Below are 15856 nucleotides of genomic sequence, written 5' to 3'. Positions count from 1 at the left end.
GTCTCGTGTTTGCGCGTGATGACAATGGTGATGAGCTGAACGCGGAATTCTCCGTGGTGGCCGACGGCGAGCGGCTGAGCTTGGTCATGGAGAGCGCGGGAGGCCGGGGAGCCGGGCCCCAGCCGCGCAACAACCAATACAACTCTGCCTTGGAGCTGTTGCTCGCCCGGCTTCGCGACCGGCAGGCGGTCGTGGTGTCCGGCGTCGTGGCCTCAACGCGGGCCGCACGCCTGCCGGAGGAAGAGCGCAGCATTGTCCGGGTCCCGATCAACTTGGCCGACGAGCGCGACATCGAGCAGGTGCGGAAACAGATCACCCGGGCGTCCGGGAAGGTCGGCCTGAAAGACGGCACGGCGAAGGAAGGCAACAACCAGAAGCGGATCGAGCTGCGGCTGGAGGTTCCGGGCTACGGCCCGGACGATGCGGAGCGGCTCGAGGCCGAGCTGGCGGCACCTCACTCGGCCGGGGCGTTGCCGCGAGCGGAGGAACTGCTCCGGGGGCTCACCGGCGAGACGATCTCGACTCCGACTGGCAAGGAGAACCGGATCCTCAAGGTCGGGGACGGAGCAGTGCTGGTCGGGACCGACCGGTCGCCGGAAGGGCAGCCCGTACCCCTCGACGACATCCAGCACGGGCTGGACGTGCTCGCCTCGCGAGGCACACTCCAGGTTTCGGTCGAAGAGCTCGGTCACCGGAGCACTTTCGTCGGAGCGGTGCTGGCCAATCTGCCGCACGTCAGCAGAGACCCGTCGTCAGCGACGCTGACGCTGGACAGCTCCGGTGCCGAACCCGACGCGACGGACGTCCACTACGGCGAGCTGGACGTGCAGGCTCAGGTGAAAGTCCGGACCGAACAGGGCCGGCTCCGCCGGTTGCTCGCGAACGGCCGCGAATCCGCGCCCTGCGCGTTGTGCGGCGACGAATTCCCGGTGCAGTTCCTCGTCGCGGCGCACGTCAAGAAACGCGCAGCCTGCACAGATGCCGAGCGACGGAAACTCCGCGACATCGCCATGCTCGCCTGCAGTTTCGGCTGCGACGTCCTGTACGAGGCGGGCTGGGTCACCGTCGACGAAACCGGCTGCATCCGGACCGTCGAACTGGACGGACTTCCCGCCGGGAGCCTGACGCTGCGCATGCACCAGCTGGCGGGCCGCCGCTGCGGGGCTTATCGGGAAGCCTCCGAACCGTACTTCGCGTGGCATCGCACGACCACGTTCCTGGGCAAGCTGGCCGGCTGAGCCGCGCCGTCGGATCCCGCTCAACGCGTAGCGCTCCCGGCTCCGTGCTGCTATGTTCCTCTCAACCGCTTGCAAACCGCAATCACTTGGGAGGCTCACCGTGCCGGACACCACCTGTCACATGTCGATGTCGCTGGACGGTTTCGTCGCCGGGCCGGGGCAGAGCCGGGAGGAGCCGCTCGGGAAGCGGGGGCTCGAGTTGCACCGCTGGCACCTCGGCGATCCCCGGGCCACCGACGCCGACAAGGCCGCGAGCGAGTGGCTCATGCGTCCTCGCGGCGCGTATGTGATGGGGCGGAACATGTTCGGCCCCATCCGCGGCGACTGGGACGAGGACTGGTCCGGCTGGTGGGGCTCCGAACCGCCGTATCACGCGCCGGTTTTCGTCTTGACTCATCACCGGCACGAGCCGATCGAGATGGAGGGCGGGACGACGTTCTATTTCGTCACCGACGGCTTCGACGCCGCCTACGCGGCAGCGTGCGAGGCCGCCGGGGACAAGGGCGTGGACATCGCCGGGGGCGCTTCGGTCGTCCGGCAGGCTCTGCTCGCCGGGGTGATCGACGAGTTCACGCTCGACATCGCACCCGTCCTGCTCGGGTCGGGCGAGAGCATGTTCGACGGCGTGGAATCCTTCGGCTTCGAGCCCGTCGAGGTGCTCCATTCGCCGCTGGTCACCCACATCCGCTATCGCCGCGCCGCTGAGGCCTCGTAGGAGGCGACTCGCTGGCCGGACAGTTTCGACGGGCAGCCGGGCAGGGGATTTTCGGCGCGGTCTAGCGCGACCAGCAGGCGGTCCTCGACCGTCTGATGTGGACTCAGCGAGCCGGACGGGTTCTGGAAGACAGTGTGCAACTCCCGGCGACGTGCTGCTGCTTCGAGGCAGCGCGACATCGGCCAGTGTCCGGGACTCTCGCAGGCGAGGTGGTCAGCGGCTGTGCTTCGCCGGTGCCTGGAGAGGTTCGAGCACGTCGTCGACGCTGGTCTGCGCTCTCGTCATCTGAAGCTGTTTCACGCCAACCGACGGCCGTCCCACCCACAACACCGCCTGCGGCGCGCGACCCAGCGTGACGCGTTCGGCGAGAGTCTCGCGCAGCCGTCGGCTGGCTCGGGTCAACCTGCCCGACGAGAGTCCGTGCACGGTCGCGGTCAGCAGCACCGAACTCAGCGCCTCTCCCGCGCGCAGCCACGAGATGTGATCGTCTCCGGGCGTGCTGAGCACCACCAGCGACGCCCCGTCGCTTCGAGGTTCCGCTTCACCGCGCGAGAGCGGCAGCCGGCTTCCCGCTGTCGCCGTCGCAGCGCGGACGAGAACGCTCTGCGGAGCGGCGAGGGATGCGCTTCGCGCGTACGCCTCTTCGCGGCGTATCTGTGCGGGGACCCGCGCGCCGATCGCAGTCATGAGGTACCTGCGGACTGTGCGGTCTTCCACCGGGTGCAACACCGCGCCTTCGCGGGCGGCTGCTTGCGAAAGCCGGTCAAGGCAGTCCGACGGCACGGGCCGTCCGCCGCACGGCCGCAAATCCTCGCGGCGCCGGGAGATCGACGTCGCCAGGGCGGCTTCCCCGGGTGCCGGTTCGCCCGGCTGCGGCGTCACGACGGCCAGGCGGCCCGGTTCCGCCGGGCACGGCGACCGGTCCACCGCGCAGGACCAGCCGAGACCGGCGAAGGCGATCCGGAGGTGGTGCAGGGCCGCGCCGCTGCTGAGCGTCTGCCATCGCCCGGCGGGGTCGTCGGCAGCTCCCCACCGGATCGGGTCCGCGCACAGGTGAAGGGTGCGGTAGCCGACGCGCCACTGCCAGGGCGGGGCGTCGGAGGCGCCCGGAGCGAGCAGCGCCGCGGCCACCGCCGCCTCGACGTCGGCGGGGCTGGGACCCCGCGAATTCGGCAGGGGGTACGGCCATGAAGGGGGCATTGTTGGTTCCCGCTCGGGTTGGGGGATGCGTCCGGTCGGTGCCAGGCTCTGTGGTGCGCTCCCGCTCCGGCCCGCGATAGGGTCCGAGGTTCATCAATTCGGAGCGATCTGCGGCGGTGGCCGGCAAAACTCGCGGTCTGCGCATACGGGACACCCGGACGCCTATCCGTGATCGCCGCTCAATCCGCCCCGCCGTCTCAGCGCGGCCGCCCACGGGTCGCCGGATCTCCGCGTCGACCTGGTCCGTTGTTTCCACGCAGGCGAGGCGCACCTTCCGCGCCCAGCCGACGCGGCTGCCGGTGCTGGCCGTCCACCGTCGTACCCCCTCGCGCGGCCCGACATCCCGGATTTCCGAGCGGGCAGCCCCGGAGTTTGCCCCTCCCGTCCGGGGGAATCCGGCGGGAGACGAGGAGGAGACACATGGTCGAGGTGAGCCGGACGGTGCCAGCGCCGCCGGAAGCGGTGTTCGAGGTACTGGCGGACGGCTGGTCCTACTCCGGCTGGGTCGTGGGCAGCTGCCACATCCGCGATGTCGACGCGAGCTGGCCCCAGGTGGGCGCGCGGATCCACCACAGCGTCGGGGCGTGGCCGCTGCAACTGGACGACACCACGGTGGTGCTGGCGGTCGAACCCGGGGTTTCCCTGGAGCTGGAGGCTCGGGGCGGCGCGCTCGGGACGGCCAGGATCGAGCTGTCGCTGGACTCGAACGGGGCGGGCGACACGACGGTCCGGATGGCCGAGCGGGTGACCAGCGGGGCGGGCAGCTTGGTGCCGGAAAGCTTGCAGGCCGTGGTGCTCGGGCCTCGCAACAGGGAGTCGCTGGCGCGGTTGTCGGCGTTGGCGCTCGGGCGTTGGCGGGGGACTGGGGAGCCGGGTCAGCGATAGACGGCCCGGTTCGCCGCGCGGATCACCGCGGCGTATCCCGGGCCCAGCGGATGGTTGCGGGCCAGGGCGGCGCGGGCTGCGTTCGCGCCCGGCCCGCCGTGGACCGCCCCGCCCGGATGGGCCGCGGCGCTGGCGAGGTACAACCGGTCGATCGGCGTGTCGGCCCGGCCGAGACCCGGCACCGGGCGGAAGAACAGCTGCTGGTGGATCGCCGTCGTGCCGCCGTTGACCGCGCCGCCGACGAGATTCGCGTCGTGGCCGGCCAGGTCGGCCGGGCCCTGCACGCGGCGGGCCGAGATCAAGTCCCGGAATCCGGGTGCGTTGCGCTCGACCGTCGCCTCGATCCGTTCGGCCTGCCGCCGCACCGTGTTTTGGTCGCTGCCGCGCGGGACGTGCGTGTAGGCCCACACGGATTCCGTGCCGGCCGGGGACCGCGTCGGGTCCGCCGTCGTCATCTGGCCCAGCAGCAGAAACGGCTGCTCGGGCACGCGCTCCCGCGCTAATTCCGCACCGAAAGCGGACAATCCGTCCTCGTCGCAGCCTAAATGGACGGTCCCCGCGCCACGTGCGTCCTTCGCGGTCCACGGGATCGGCTCGGACAACGCCCAGTCGACCTTCACCGTCGCGCTGTCCCATTCGAACACCCGGAGATCCGACAGCAACCGCGAGGGCAGCCGATCCGGCGCGACGAGCTTGCCGTACAACGTCTCCGCCGTGACGTCGGCCAGCACTGCCTTGCGGGCCCGGATCGGTTCGCCGTCCGGGCACCGCACGCCGACCGCCTTGCCGCGCGCCACCAGCACCTCCGTCACGGCGACTCCGCAATGGACAGACCCGCCCTTGGAGCGGAGCCTGCGCGTCAGCGCGGCCACCAGTTCGCTCGCGCCGCCCTCGGGCACCGGGAATCCGACGTCCTGGGCCAGCATCCCCAGCAGCCAGCCGAAAACCGCGCTCCCGGCATTGTCGACGGAAAGGTCGCTGTGCGCGGCGTTTCCGGACAACAGCAGCCGAGCGCCCTCGCCGTCGAAACGTTCACGCGCGAAGCGGCGGGCGGGCAGCGTCAGCATCCGCGCGAGCCGCAGCAGCTCGGCCGTTCCGGTGCGACGCAGGAACCGGGCACCGGCCCGCAGCGGCGGGAACGGCGTGAACAGCGCGTCCAGGAATTCGTCGCGGAACCCTTGCCATTGCGAGAAAAGATCCCGCCATGCGCGGGCGTCGCCGGGAGCGAACTGTGCGACCGATTCCGCGGTGCGGTCGAGGTCGCGGGAAAGAACGGCACAGCGGTCGTCCGGGAAGACGTGCGCGAGCGCGTCCGGTGCGCGGAGCCAGCGCAGGCCGTGCGCGGTCAGATCGAGGCCGCGCAGCACGGGGGACGCCGCGCCGAGCGGGAAAAACGCGGCGCACAGATCCGAGCGGAAACCGGGCGCGGTGATTTCCTCGGTGCGCAACGCCCCGCCCGGAACCGGTTGTTCTTCCAGGACAACGACGTCCCAGCCTTCGTCGGCGAGAAGATTCGCCGCGACGAGGCCGTTGTGCCCGGCCCCGATGACGATCGCGTCGGCGGTGTGCACGGGCTCAGGCCTGCGACTGACGGGTCGGACGGCCCCTGCCGAGCGCCCGCGCGCGGTCGAGCAGGCCGGGCCGCGCCGACGCGAGCGGGGCCGACGGCGCGCCCTCTTTCCGGCGCATCCCGGCGACCAGGTCCTCGACCGCTTCGGCCGAGCTGTACCGCGGCCTCCAGCCGAGCACGAGCCGCGCCCGCGAGGCGTCGACCAGCGCGGCGCGGTCGGCGAGTTCGAGCCAGCCCGGATGCAACGGCTGAAGTCCGGCGAGCCACGCCGCGCGAGCCGCCGTCCGCGCGACCGGCTTCGGCACCGCGACCCGGGTGCCGCCTACCGCGTGCGCGAACGCGGCCGCGTCGAGCACGTCGTCGGCGGCGAGGTTGAAGGGGCCGACCGCGCGCTGCTCGAGGGCCAGCCGGAACGCTTCGGCGACGTCGTCGGTGTGCACGGCCTGCAACCGCAAGCCCTGCCACAACGGGACCGGAGAGAACCGGCCGCCGACCAGCCGGGGCGGCAGTACAGGCGGGAGGAGCCACCGGGTGAATTCCCCGGCCGCGCGCCGCTGCAGGATCGCGCACGGACGCATCCACGCGACGGCGACGTCGGGATGGGCGGACGTGAACAGGTCCAGCGCTTCCTCCAGGTCCGCTTTGCCGCGGCTGTACGCGCTGGCCGCGATCCCGCGGCACGGCCAGTCCTCGGTGACTTTTTCGTCGTTCGGCTCGGGCGCGTAGGCCGCCGCCGACGACGCGCATACCAGGTGCCCGACGCCCGCGTTGCTGACGGCTTTCAGCACGTTCGCGGTGCCGCCTTCGTTGGTGCGCGCCATCGGCGGGTCGCCCCACGCGGGGGAGATGGCCCACGCCAGGTGCACGACTGCGTCCGCGCCGGCGAAGAGTTCGGTCAACACCTCGTCGGCCCCCGGCGCTCCGACGTCCACCGAATGCCACTCCGCGCGCGAATACGGCTCAGCGGCGCGATCCGGCACCCGGCGGGCGATGCCGGTGATCTCGTGGCCGGGTTCCAGGGCGCGCAGCAGCGCGGTGCCGACGTTGCCGCTGGCGCCTGTGATCACGATCCGCATGCGGGCCGTTTACCCGCTCCGCCCACGCGGAAACCCGCCCCGGCCGCTTCCCCTGGACCCGCGCGTGTGCCGTCGCGCACACTGCGGCACCGCCGAAACCCGGGCTGTCCAGCACCGGCGGCGGATGCCGGAATTGCCTGGTCACCCACTGTTGCCTGGGCCGAGTTGACACCTTATGCGAACACATGTTCGACTCCCCTTCCGGACCGCCGGGAACGCGGACGGCCCGGAGCGTGGAAGCGAGCAGGTGACCTGAGGTGAACGAGTGGCCGTCGACGGTGCGGAAAGTGGATCCGCCGATTCCGGTGTGGGTGGGCGTGCGCAAGCTGCTCGTGCTCGGCACCGAGATCCTCGCGCCGCGCGACCGGGCCGGGCTGCGGATCGAGTCCGAGCACCCTGGGCTGCTGTTCGAATGGGCGCGCCGCGAGGACGGCGGGCTGCTCGGCTGGGTCACCTACCAGCTCGTCACCGCCGACGACCAGTGGTCGCGGCCGGTCAGCCACTACGTGCCCGCGCACCTGCTCCGGCGGCGAGGACCCGCCCGGCGGCACCAGTACGGCGGCTACCGGCCCCGGACCCACGGGTGATGAAGGGCCGTGCGCGGAAACCCCCGACAAAGTAGTAATTTCCCCTTGCGAGCGAGGGGAGCGGACGACCAGTGGCACGGCTTCATGTCGGCTGCGCGATGTGGACGCACAAGGCGTGGCCAGGGCGGTTCCTGCCGCAGTCGCTGCCGCCGAAGGAACGGCTGCGGGCCTATGCGGGCTGGTGCAACGCGGTCGAAGGCAACACCACCTTCTACGCGACTCCCGCCCGGACCACCGTCGAGACCTGGGCGCAGCAGACCGGCCCCGGCTTCCGGTTCGTGGTCAAGGTGCCCAAGGCCGTCACGCACGAGCGCCGGTTCGCCGGGGTCGAGACCGAGATGCGGGCGTTCCTGGACGCGATCGAACCCCTCGGCGAGCGGGCGGTCCTGTGGACCCAGATGCCCGGCTCGTTCGGCCCTTCGGACGTCGACGTCCTCGGCCGCTTCCTGCGTCGCCTCCCGGCCAACCTGCGGCGCGCCGTGGAGGTCCGGCACCCCGAGTTCTTCACCGACGCCAGCGCGACCTCGCTGCTGGAGGGGACGCTCGGCGCCGCGGACGCCGAGTGGGTGCCGTTCGACACCACGGTCTTTTTCCAGAGCCCGCCGACCAGCGAGGCCGAGCAGGACGCCTGGGCCAAGAAACCGCGGCTGCCGCGCCGGACGCGGGCGCTGACCGACCGGCCGGTCGTCCGTTACCTGGGCCGGGACTCGGTGGAGGAGACGGTCGAAGGCTGGCAGCCGTGGACCGAGGTGGTCGCCGGCTGGCTGCGCGAAGGCCGCTCGCCGACGGTCTTCCTGCACACGCCCGACAACGACGAAGCCCCGGCGCTCGCCCGCCGGTTCCATGCCGAGGTACGGGCATTGGTGCCCAGCCTGGAGGCATTGCCCGAGCCGGAGCCGGTGGAGCCCGCGACGCTGTTCTGAGGACCCGCGCCCTCGCCAGGCCGCTACCCGGCCGGGACGAACGCGATCAGCCGCTGATGGGCATCGTCGACCACCTGCAGCACCACCTGGTCCCACGTCTCCTCGACCCCGCCCGGCAGCCGGAGCCGCACCCGGAGACGGGTGTGCGGCCGGACGACGTCGTTGCGTTCCCAGAGAGCCTTGAAGCAGGGGTCGGTCCGGAGCAGCTCGTCGATCCAGTCCCCGGACGGCGGACCCGCCGGGGTGCTCGCGCGCACGATGCCGATCACGGTGCGCCGCATCGCTTCCAGGTCCGCGAACCGGCTCTGGAACACCGGATCGGTGAACAGCATCTGCACGTACCGGCGGCCTTCCGGCGGCACCGCGCCGAAATCGGTCAGCAGCCGTGCGGCGGCGGAGTTCCAGGCCAGGACTGACGTCGCCGGTCCGACGAGGATCGCCGGCACCTCGCCCATCCGCTCGACGAGGCGGCGCAGCGGATCGCTCGGCTCGGGGTTCGCCGGAGGCGGGTCGGCGACGGCGACGAGATCCAGCGCGTACCGCGTCTGGTCCGCGTCGAGCCCGAGCGCGCCGGCGATGCGCCGGATCACGTCGGTGCTCGGCAGGACCCGGCCCTGCTCGATTCTCGTGTAGTACTCGGTGCTGACGAACGCCAGCGCCGCGACCTCGCCCCGCCGAAGACCCGGCACCTGCCGCCGTTCCGATTCAGCGGAGGCGGGCGGCGGGGTTTCGTCGCGGCGCGCGTGAAGGAACGCGCCGAGCTGGGCGAGCCGAGGGTCGCGCGCCATCAGCGCGGTGCCCGGGGGAGGGGGATCGGATTCTTCCCCTCCCGCGCCCGGCCGCGGGGAGCGACGGTGGAGACATGATCGAACACGCACGCATCGACGTCCACACCCACCTGGTCCCTCCGTTCTGGGGCGAGGCTCTCGCACAGCACGGCGGCGACCCGTCGGGCTGGACGCTGCCGCCGTGGACGCCCGGCGACCACCTGAAATTCATGGACGCCAACGGCATCGAGACGAGCGTACTGTCGCTCACCGCCCCGAGCGTCGCGGGCTGGCCAGGCGCGGCGCGGCGTGAGATGGCCCGTCGCGTGAACGACTACACCGCGGAGCTGGTGCGGGAACGACCGGACCGGTTCGGGTTGTTCGCCACCGTCCCGTTGCCGGACGTCGAAGGCGCGGTCGCCGAAGTCGGCTACGCGCTCGACGAATTGCGGGCCGACGGCGTGGTGCTGCTCTCCAACTACGACGGGGTCTATCTGGGCGACGACCGTTACGCGCCGCTGTGGGAGGCGCTGGAGCGGCATCGCGCGGTGGTCTTCATCCATCCCGCGCACCCGCTCGTCCCGCTGCTTCCCGAGGTTCCGGGACCGCTGGTGGACTATCCGTTCGACACCACCCGCAACGCGGTGCACATGGTCGCCCGCGGGATCACCGAGCGGTACCCGAACGTCCGGATCATCCTTTCGCACGCAGGCGGTTTCGTGCCCTTCGCGGCGTTGCGGTTCTGCCAGCTGCAGGCCGCGCTGAACCCCGCCGGGCCCACGGCCGAGGACTTCCTGGCCCGATTCCGCAGCTTCTACTGGGACACCGCACTGTCGTCCGGAGAATACGCCTTCGGCGCGCTCACTCGGTTCGCCGACCCCGCGCGGATCCTCTACGGCAGCGACTTCCCTTACGCCCCACCGCAAGTGGGCACCCGCTTCACCGAGATCCTGGACACGGAGAGCGGGCTGACCGCGCAACAATCCCGCGCGATCGACTCCGGTAACGCCCGCGCGCTTTTCCCTCGGCTGAGCTGAATGGGCGATGGTGTCCGCCACCTCGGGCGGGTTGACGCTGGAAGCTCACCTCGCGTGTACGAGATCGACCGCGCCCGCGACGAGGACCAAGACGCGCCTCAAGGTCGTGGTCGCCGAAGAGCAGGTAGCGGTCCAGCCCGAACGGCGGCACTGTCCTGCCCGACGGATCATGCGACATCGCCGCGTCGGTGGACGGTTGCCGCAGCAAGCCAGGACTGGTGAACAGGGGCGCGGCAACGGCGTGTCCCTGGTCGCGGTCCCATACCCAGCCGCCGGATCACGAGCCGTGCACCAGGACGTGGTGGCTCATGGCCCGGGCATCTTCGCGATGACGTCGACCTCGACCAGCACGCCGGGAGCGAACAGCGCCGCGACGCCGACCAGGGTGCTCGCCGGAGCCGCGGGTGCCCCTTCGCGCAGCGGCCCGAAGAGCCTGGGGATCAGTTCGGGGCGGTAGTCCACCACGTAGACGGTTTCCTTGACGATGTCCTGGCGTCCGCAACCGACGACGGCGAGCGCGGTGTCGAGGTTCTGCGCGATCTGCCGCACCTGGGCCACGTGGTCGTCGCCGCACAGGTTCCCGTGCTTGTCCCACGCGACTTGCCCGGAGAGGAAACGAGGTCGGCGACGCGCACGACCGGCGTGAAGGCTCCGGGAATGCGGTGGAGGCCGGCGGGGGTCAGGTATTCGGTCATCGCCGCACCGCCGCGCGCTCGGGGGCCCCGGCCCAAGCTGTGATCGCGGCTTCGCGGAGCGCGGCGTCCGGCGGATCGTTTTCGCGGCGGACCCACGCGATGTGCCCGTCCGGCCGGATGAGAGCTTCGCTGAGGTTCTCCAGCCGGGAGTCGGCGACCGTGATCCGGCCTTTCCAAGCCTCGGCGATCTGCGCGGCATCGTCACCGACGTAGCCGAAGGTGCCGCTGTGCACCAGATCCGAGACTCGACCGCCGCCCGGGCCGAGCGGCCGGTCGGGCACGCGGGTGCCGACGAGGGGGTCGCCGTCCGGCACCGCATAGGACGTCGACAGCGCCGACACCAGACCGGCCAGCCGGGCGTTGACCTCGGGTATTTCGAGCAGCGAGTCCATCAGCCCGCGGAGCGCGGCCACCGGGCGCTGGTAGTCGGGAACGAGGGTGAGTTCCAGCAGCAGCGTTTGGGCCTGGGTGTTGCCGGTGACCAGCCGCCCCACCGGGTAACGCTCCGCGTGGTAGGTGTCGAGCATGCCCGGCGGCGCCCAGCCGTTGATCTCGGCGGCGAGTTTCCAGCCGAGGTTCATCGCGTCCTGCAGACCGGTGTTGAGCCCCTGGCCCGCCGCCGGGAAATGCACGTGTGCGGCGTCGCCGGCGAGGAAAACACGGCCGGACCGGTAGTTCTCGGCCAGCCGCGTGGCGTTTCCGAACCGCGACAGCCAGCGCGGCTCCGCGATCCCGAAGGACGTGCCCGCCAGTTCCACCAGCGTCGCGCGGAACTCGTCGAAGGTCACCGGTTCCGTTGCCGGGACGCGCATCCGCTCCGGACTGGTGACCACAAGACGGGTCAGCCCTCCGGAAAGCGGAGCGATCAGCACGGGAACTCGCCCGGCCGCGGCGATCTCCTCCCGGTCGACGACGGCGAAGTCGCCGAGCATGGAACTCATCGTGCCGTCGGAGCCGGGGAAACCGATGCCGGCGGACTCCCGGACCTTGCTCCGGCCGCCGTCGCAGCCGACGAGGTAGGCCGCGCGAAGCCGGAAATCCCCGTCCGGCCCGATCCCCGCGACCTCAACCCCGTCCTCGTCCTGGGTCAGCGACCCGACTTCGTGCCCATAGGAGATCTCGACGCCCAGCTCCCGCGCGCGTTCTTCGAGCAATTCCTCGGTCCGCGCCTGCTCCAGGAACAGGGTGTAGCCGTGGCGGGTGTCGAGCACGGAGAAGTCGAGTTCTCGGGAGAGCCCAGCGAAATGCCAGCTCGGGACCGTGCGGCCCTGGGCGAGAAACCGGTCGGCGATTCCGCGCAGTTCGAGGATCTCGATGCTGCGCGGATGCAGCGTGAGAGCGCGGGACTGCCCGTGCCGTCTCTTCTGCCGTTCGAGGATCCGGACCCGCACTCCGGCCAGCGCCAGTTCGGTGCCGAGCAACAGCCCCGTCGGGCCTGCTCCGCTGATCACGACATCGGTGTCCACAGTTGCCTCCACTATTTTCCGAACAGCGTTCATTTAAACCTGCCGCCAGTGTCCTGAGGAAGCGCGAAGCTGTCAAACACGCTGGTAGGCTCGGCTCGACATGACCGCGCACCAGCCCCGAACCCGAGGCCGCCCGCCCGCCGCCGACCGGGCCCACGTCACCGCCGCCGCGCTCCGGCTGCTCGACGAAGCGGGTCTTGACGCCCTCACCATGCGGAAACTGGCCACCGCGGTCGGCGTCCAGGTGGGGACGCTCTACGGCTACTTCCCGACCAAATCGGCGTTGCTGACCGCGATGGCCGAGGCGATGCTGAACGGCTGCCGTGCCGCGGCCGACGGAATCGCCGACCCGCGGGAGCGGGTGCTGGCTCTCGCGAGAAGCCTGCGCGCCGCGCTTTTGTCCTATCGCGACGGTGCGCGGGTCTACGCGGGCACGCACGCCACCGGGCCGAACACCCTAGGCTTCGCCGAAGCCCTGAACGGCGCTCTGCGGGAGACCGGGCTCGACGCCGCGGGGGCGATGAAAACCGCGCTCCTGGTCCTGCACTTCGCGACCGGCCACGTCCTCGAAGAACAAGCGGCGATCCAGTCCGGTCCGGACTTGCCCGCCGACATCGGCCACCTGCGCCGAGCGATCCGGGACGGCGACTATCCGCATCTCGCCGAGGCTCAGGACCACCTGACCGGAACGGACCTGACCGCACTCTTCGAGCAGGGCCTGCGTCTGCTCACCGCGGACCTGCCCTGACCGGGTTTCACTGTGCTGGCAACGACTTCGGGGCGTGATGGGCCCGGCGGTAGGCCAGCGGCGACTTGCCCAGGTTGGCGTAGAAATGCTTGCGCAGCGCGACCGGATCGCCGAAACCGCAGGCGGTCGCGTTCTGGGGGCTACGGCCGGAGTTCGCCCTCTTGATACTCGGAGTGGACGACGGCAGGTGTCCGTCCTCCGTTGGCAGCGCATCCGACCAATCCGCGTGCTGTTCGGCCAGCGAGTTGCTGATGACCGCGATGGCACGGTGCCGGTCAATTGCTCGGCAACTCGGACTTCGCACGCTGCTGCTGGGCACCGGAGCGGTGCTGTGCGGCCTGCCGTTCGCCCCACTTCCCGGTGAACACCCCTGGCGTGATCGGGTTTTCCGGCGAATAGTTGATCAGCAGCCGGAAAGGTGCTGGTCCGAGCGGTGAAGGCAGGGGGGCTCAGGAGGAAATGACGCCCGGCGGCGGCGGTTCTTGCGCGCCGCGGGGCGGAATCGGGATCCTGGGTTCTTCAGGGCGCAGGGGAGGAGCCGGGCGATGGACGACGTGGAGCTGACGCATCGCGAATGCGTCCGGCTGCTCCGCTCACCCGAACGGGGCCGGCACGGGATTGTCGCGATCGACGGGCTGAAGCCGGTGCCGCGTGTCTGCCTTCTTCTCGACGCGGGCGACGTGCTGATCCCGACCGGGCCGGACAGCGGGCTGGTGCGCGTCGCGGCGCTGCGTCCGGTTTCGCTGGAGTTCACCGATCGAGGCAAGGACGGGCGGCTGCGGTGGACAGTCCGGGGGATCGGCCTCGCCCGGCCGATGACCGGGCTCGACGTTCCGCATCCGGTGCCGCGCAGCACCGTGCTCGCCGCGATGCCGGACGCGTTCCGCAACGGCGTCCGGGTCGTCGTGGCCCGTTACCGCGGCAACCGGCCCGCGGACGGGGTCGTGATTCCCGCCCCGCGCGTCGGCTGAGCGGGATTCGCGCGACAGCACCCGGCCGGGACTCTGTCGGTGGCAGGTGCGCACTCGCGGAACGGCGCGATCTGGTAACCGGGTGATCAGGAGGGGCTGCGAGGCGGAGGCGGTGCTGGGGACAGACGGCCGGGTTGCCGCGCAGGGGTGTCATTCAGCCGGAAGGAACCATGAGAAGCACCGTCAGGACCTTGACGTTCGTCGCGATCTGGATCCTTGTCGCCGGGGCCGTGCTGCTGGGCGCGGGATTCGTCATGATCATCACCCAGCCGCCGGATACCGGTGCCAACATCGGAGCCGGTGGTGCCTTCTTTTTCGGTTTGGGCTGCACCGGGATGGGCCTGGTGGCCGGCGTGTGGGCGACAGCGGCTTGGCTGCGAGCCCGGAAGCACGAGCCGCGTCCTGCCCCTCTGCCGGCTTGGCAAAAACGTCTCAGGCGCTTGACCGCGGCCGCAGTGGGGCTGATCTCCGCCGGGGCCGTGGTGCAGAGCGCGGGGGCGGTGGGGTTCGCCCACGAAACCGCGGACTCGGACCGGAGCGACAGCTATGCGCTGTTCCTGGTCGGCCTCGGCCTGGTCGCTGTGGGTTTGCTCGCGGGGATCGTGCCCGCGTTGTACTGGTGGGCGAAGCGGAGTCGAACGCTGACCTCGTCCGCGCCCCGGCGTAACGGTCAGCCGGTGCGGGTCAAGCAGGCCACATCGTCCGCATAGTGCGTTCGACTTCCCAAAAGGCGCGTACCGCAAGGATTTTTCCCCGCCACGTCGACCCGGCAGACGAACACCCCCTCAGCCTCGAGCGCCTGGCCGGAAGGGCGTCGCGGCCTCGATGCCCTCGGCCTTCCGGGGTGAATTGCGAAGGGCCGAACGGATCTTCGACAAGGGCATTGCGGTGCGAGGTCGGCCGTGCCAGTCCCCAAAGGACAGTCAGGAGCGCAGTGCGGCGAGGATGTCAGCGGTGGCAGCGGTTTCGCCGAGCCGGGGGAAGATCCGCTCGATGCTGTGCCGGTGTGCTTCGGGGTCGAGGTCGGCCATGGCGTCGGTGGCCAGCACGACGTGGTAGCCGTGCTCGTAGGCGGAGCGTGCGGTGGACTCCACGCCGATGCTGGTGGCGACCCCGGTGACCACGGTCTGGGTGACCCCGCGTTCCTGCAGTCGCTGGTGCAGATCGGTGCCGGTGAAAGCGCCCCACCGTTGCTTGGTGATGTGGATGTCCCCCGGCTGGCGACCGAGTTCGGGAGCGAGCTCGGCCCAATCGGCCGGACGTGACTCCTGGGCCCCGGCGGCGCGCTGCTGGGCGTCGGTGCGTCCGGGAGCGGTGCCGTCGACGGTGACCAGGACGACCGGCAGGTCGCGCGCGCGGAATTCGGCCGCGAGGGCGGCGGCGTTGTCGAGGATTTCCTTGACCTGCGGGAGGCCGGTGAGGCCCTTCTGGAGGTCGACGACGATGAGGGCGCAGCCGGGGTCGACGGTGGTCAAGGGCATGAGCGGTCTCCTTGTGTCATCAGGGATTCGGCTGGTCGTATTCGGCCAGCCGCTGCATCAGTTCGCCCGCGGCGAGGAGCGTTTTCTGCTCGTCGTCGTCGAGCAGTGCCGAGATGGCCCGGCCCAGCCAGGAATCGCGCTCGCGCTGGCTGCGGGCGACGATTTCCCGGCCGTGGTCGGTCAGGACGACGCGGACCTTGCGAGCGTCGTCCGGGTCCTTCGTGCGGGCGATCAGGTCCGCGGCGGTCAGCTCGCGCAGTGCCGCGGACACGTTCGGGCTGCTCATCGTCAGCTGCTCGGCCAGCCGGCGCGGTTGTGCGTCCTCGGGCGACCGGGCGATCGCACCGAGGACGCTGAAAGCCGTGAGCGTCAAACCAGTGACCGGCATGGCCTCTTGACGAAGCCGGCGCTGCAGCAGCTTGACCTGGGTGCGCAAACGCTCGATCTCGTCGTCCCGCATGAAAGTTATCCTACATAATTATGTGACATAAGCAAGT

Annotated in this window: 18 protein-coding genes; 9 read left to right on the top strand and 9 right to left on the bottom strand. The window is 70.8% G+C overall.

Annotated features, from left to right (window positions below):
* Positions 1 to 5 precede the first annotated feature (5 nt).
* Positions 6 to 1238: a hypothetical protein gene (locus H5411_RS05400; RefSeq protein WP_183123115.1), complete on the top strand. Its 1233-nt coding sequence runs from the start codon at positions 6 to 8 to the stop codon at positions 1236 to 1238.
* A gap of 121 nt (positions 1239 to 1359) precedes the next feature.
* On the top strand, positions 1360 to 1953 hold the full coding sequence (locus H5411_RS05395; protein ID WP_220816567.1) for a dihydrofolate reductase family protein: 594 nt from the start codon (positions 1360 to 1362) through the stop codon (positions 1951 to 1953).
* Positions 1954 to 2166: 213 nt separating this feature from the next.
* Here H5411_RS05395 and H5411_RS05390 read toward each other — a convergent pair whose 3' ends face one another.
* A complete protein-coding gene (locus H5411_RS05390; protein WP_183123113.1) occupies positions 2167 to 3153 on the bottom strand; it encodes a nitroreductase family protein in 987 nt (328 codons plus the stop codon).
* A 420-nt stretch (positions 3154 to 3573) separates the two neighbouring features.
* On the opposite strand from H5411_RS05390, the gene H5411_RS05385 reads away from it, so the two are divergent.
* On the top strand, positions 3574 to 4038 hold the full coding sequence (locus tag H5411_RS05385; protein WP_183123112.1) for an SRPBCC family protein: 465 nt from the start codon (positions 3574 to 3576) through the stop codon (positions 4036 to 4038).
* Here H5411_RS05385 and H5411_RS05380 read toward each other — a convergent pair.
* Both H5411_RS05380 and H5411_RS05375 read right to left on the bottom strand, forming a co-directional pair.
* Positions 4029 to 5609 carry a phytoene desaturase family protein gene (locus H5411_RS05380; protein WP_183123111.1) on the bottom strand — a complete coding sequence of 527 codons (1581 nt, stop codon included), beginning with the start codon at positions 5607 to 5609 and terminating at the stop codon, positions 4029 to 4031. The two genes, H5411_RS05385 and H5411_RS05380, sit on opposite strands and share 10 nt — an antisense overlap.
* Positions 5610 to 5613: 4 nt before the next feature.
* Entirely contained in the window at positions 5614 to 6684 is a 1071-nt protein-coding gene (locus H5411_RS05375; RefSeq protein ID WP_183123110.1) for an NAD-dependent epimerase/dehydratase family protein, read from the bottom strand.
* 257 nt (positions 6685 to 6941) lie between these two features.
* Between H5411_RS05375 and H5411_RS05370 the strand changes: the two genes are divergently transcribed.
* Both H5411_RS05370 and H5411_RS05365 read left to right on the top strand, forming a co-directional pair.
* Positions 6942 to 7271 carry a hypothetical protein gene (locus tag H5411_RS05370; RefSeq protein ID WP_183123109.1) on the top strand — a complete coding sequence of 110 codons (330 nt, stop codon included), beginning with the start codon at positions 6942 to 6944 and terminating at the stop codon, positions 7269 to 7271.
* Positions 7272 to 7369: 98 nt separating this feature from the next.
* The gene (locus H5411_RS05365; protein WP_183123172.1) at positions 7370 to 8194 is read left to right on the top strand and encodes a DUF72 domain-containing protein; all 825 of its coding nucleotides are present in this window, start codon (positions 7370 to 7372) and stop codon (positions 8192 to 8194) included.
* A 23-nt stretch (positions 8195 to 8217) separates the two neighbouring features.
* Here the strand turns inward: H5411_RS05365 and H5411_RS05360 are convergent, their stop codons facing one another.
* Positions 8218 to 8982 carry a helix-turn-helix domain-containing protein gene (locus H5411_RS05360; RefSeq protein WP_183123108.1) on the bottom strand — a complete coding sequence of 255 codons (765 nt, stop codon included), beginning with the start codon at positions 8980 to 8982 and terminating at the stop codon, positions 8218 to 8220.
* 74 nt (positions 8983 to 9056) lie between these two features.
* Here H5411_RS05360 and H5411_RS05355 point away from each other — a divergent pair, with 74 nt between their 5' ends.
* Entirely contained in the window at positions 9057 to 9998 is a 942-nt protein-coding gene (locus H5411_RS05355) for an amidohydrolase family protein (RefSeq protein ID WP_183123107.1), read from the top strand.
* A 306-nt stretch (positions 9999 to 10304) separates the two neighbouring features.
* Here the strand turns inward: H5411_RS05355 and H5411_RS05350 are convergent, their stop codons facing one another.
* Entirely contained in the window at positions 10305 to 10556 is a 252-nt protein-coding gene (locus H5411_RS05350; RefSeq protein ID WP_312877686.1) for a RidA family protein, read from the bottom strand.
* A 133-nt stretch (positions 10557 to 10689) separates the two neighbouring features.
* Complete coding sequence (locus H5411_RS05345; protein WP_183123106.1) at positions 10690 to 12159, bottom strand: FAD-dependent monooxygenase; 1470 nt, start codon at positions 12157 to 12159, stop codon at positions 10690 to 10692.
* Positions 12160 to 12259: 100 nt separating this feature from the next.
* Here H5411_RS05345 and H5411_RS05340 point away from each other — a divergent pair, with 100 nt between their 5' ends.
* Positions 12260 to 12907, top strand: a complete 648-nt coding sequence (locus H5411_RS05340) for a TetR/AcrR family transcriptional regulator (RefSeq protein WP_183123105.1) — start codon at positions 12260 to 12262, stop codon at positions 12905 to 12907.
* A gap of 7 nt (positions 12908 to 12914) precedes the next feature.
* Here H5411_RS05340 and H5411_RS46935 read toward each other — a convergent pair whose 3' ends face one another.
* Positions 12915 to 13211, bottom strand: a complete 297-nt coding sequence (locus tag H5411_RS46935; protein ID WP_220816549.1) for a hypothetical protein — start codon at positions 13209 to 13211, stop codon at positions 12915 to 12917.
* 241 nt (positions 13212 to 13452) lie between these two features.
* Here H5411_RS46935 and H5411_RS05330 point away from each other — a divergent pair, with 241 nt between their 5' ends.
* Positions 13453 to 13878, top strand: a complete 426-nt coding sequence (locus tag H5411_RS05330; protein ID WP_183123104.1) for a hypothetical protein — start codon at positions 13453 to 13455, stop codon at positions 13876 to 13878.
* Between the two features lie 191 nt (positions 13879 to 14069).
* Positions 14070 to 14588 carry a hypothetical protein gene (locus tag H5411_RS05325; protein WP_183123103.1) on the top strand — a complete coding sequence of 173 codons (519 nt, stop codon included), beginning with the start codon at positions 14070 to 14072 and terminating at the stop codon, positions 14586 to 14588.
* Positions 14589 to 14801: 213 nt separating this feature from the next.
* On the opposite strand, the gene H5411_RS05320 is transcribed toward H5411_RS05325, so the two are convergent.
* A complete protein-coding gene (locus H5411_RS05320; protein WP_183123102.1) occupies positions 14802 to 15359 on the bottom strand; it encodes an isochorismatase family protein in 558 nt (185 codons plus the stop codon).
* Between the two features lie 19 nt (positions 15360 to 15378).
* Positions 15379 to 15819, bottom strand: coding sequence for a MarR family winged helix-turn-helix transcriptional regulator (locus tag H5411_RS05315; RefSeq protein WP_183123101.1), 441 nt, complete (start codon positions 15817 to 15819; stop codon positions 15379 to 15381).
* Positions 15820 to 15856: the final 37 nt, after the last annotated feature.

Origin of the sequence: Amycolatopsis echigonensis, from assembly GCF_014174495.1 — a bacterium.
Classification (GTDB): Bacteria; Actinomycetota; Actinomycetes; order Mycobacteriales; family Pseudonocardiaceae; genus Amycolatopsis; species Amycolatopsis echigonensis.
The sequence above is the reverse complement of the archived record's forward strand: the minus strand, read 5'-3'. Positions and strand labels throughout refer to the sequence as shown.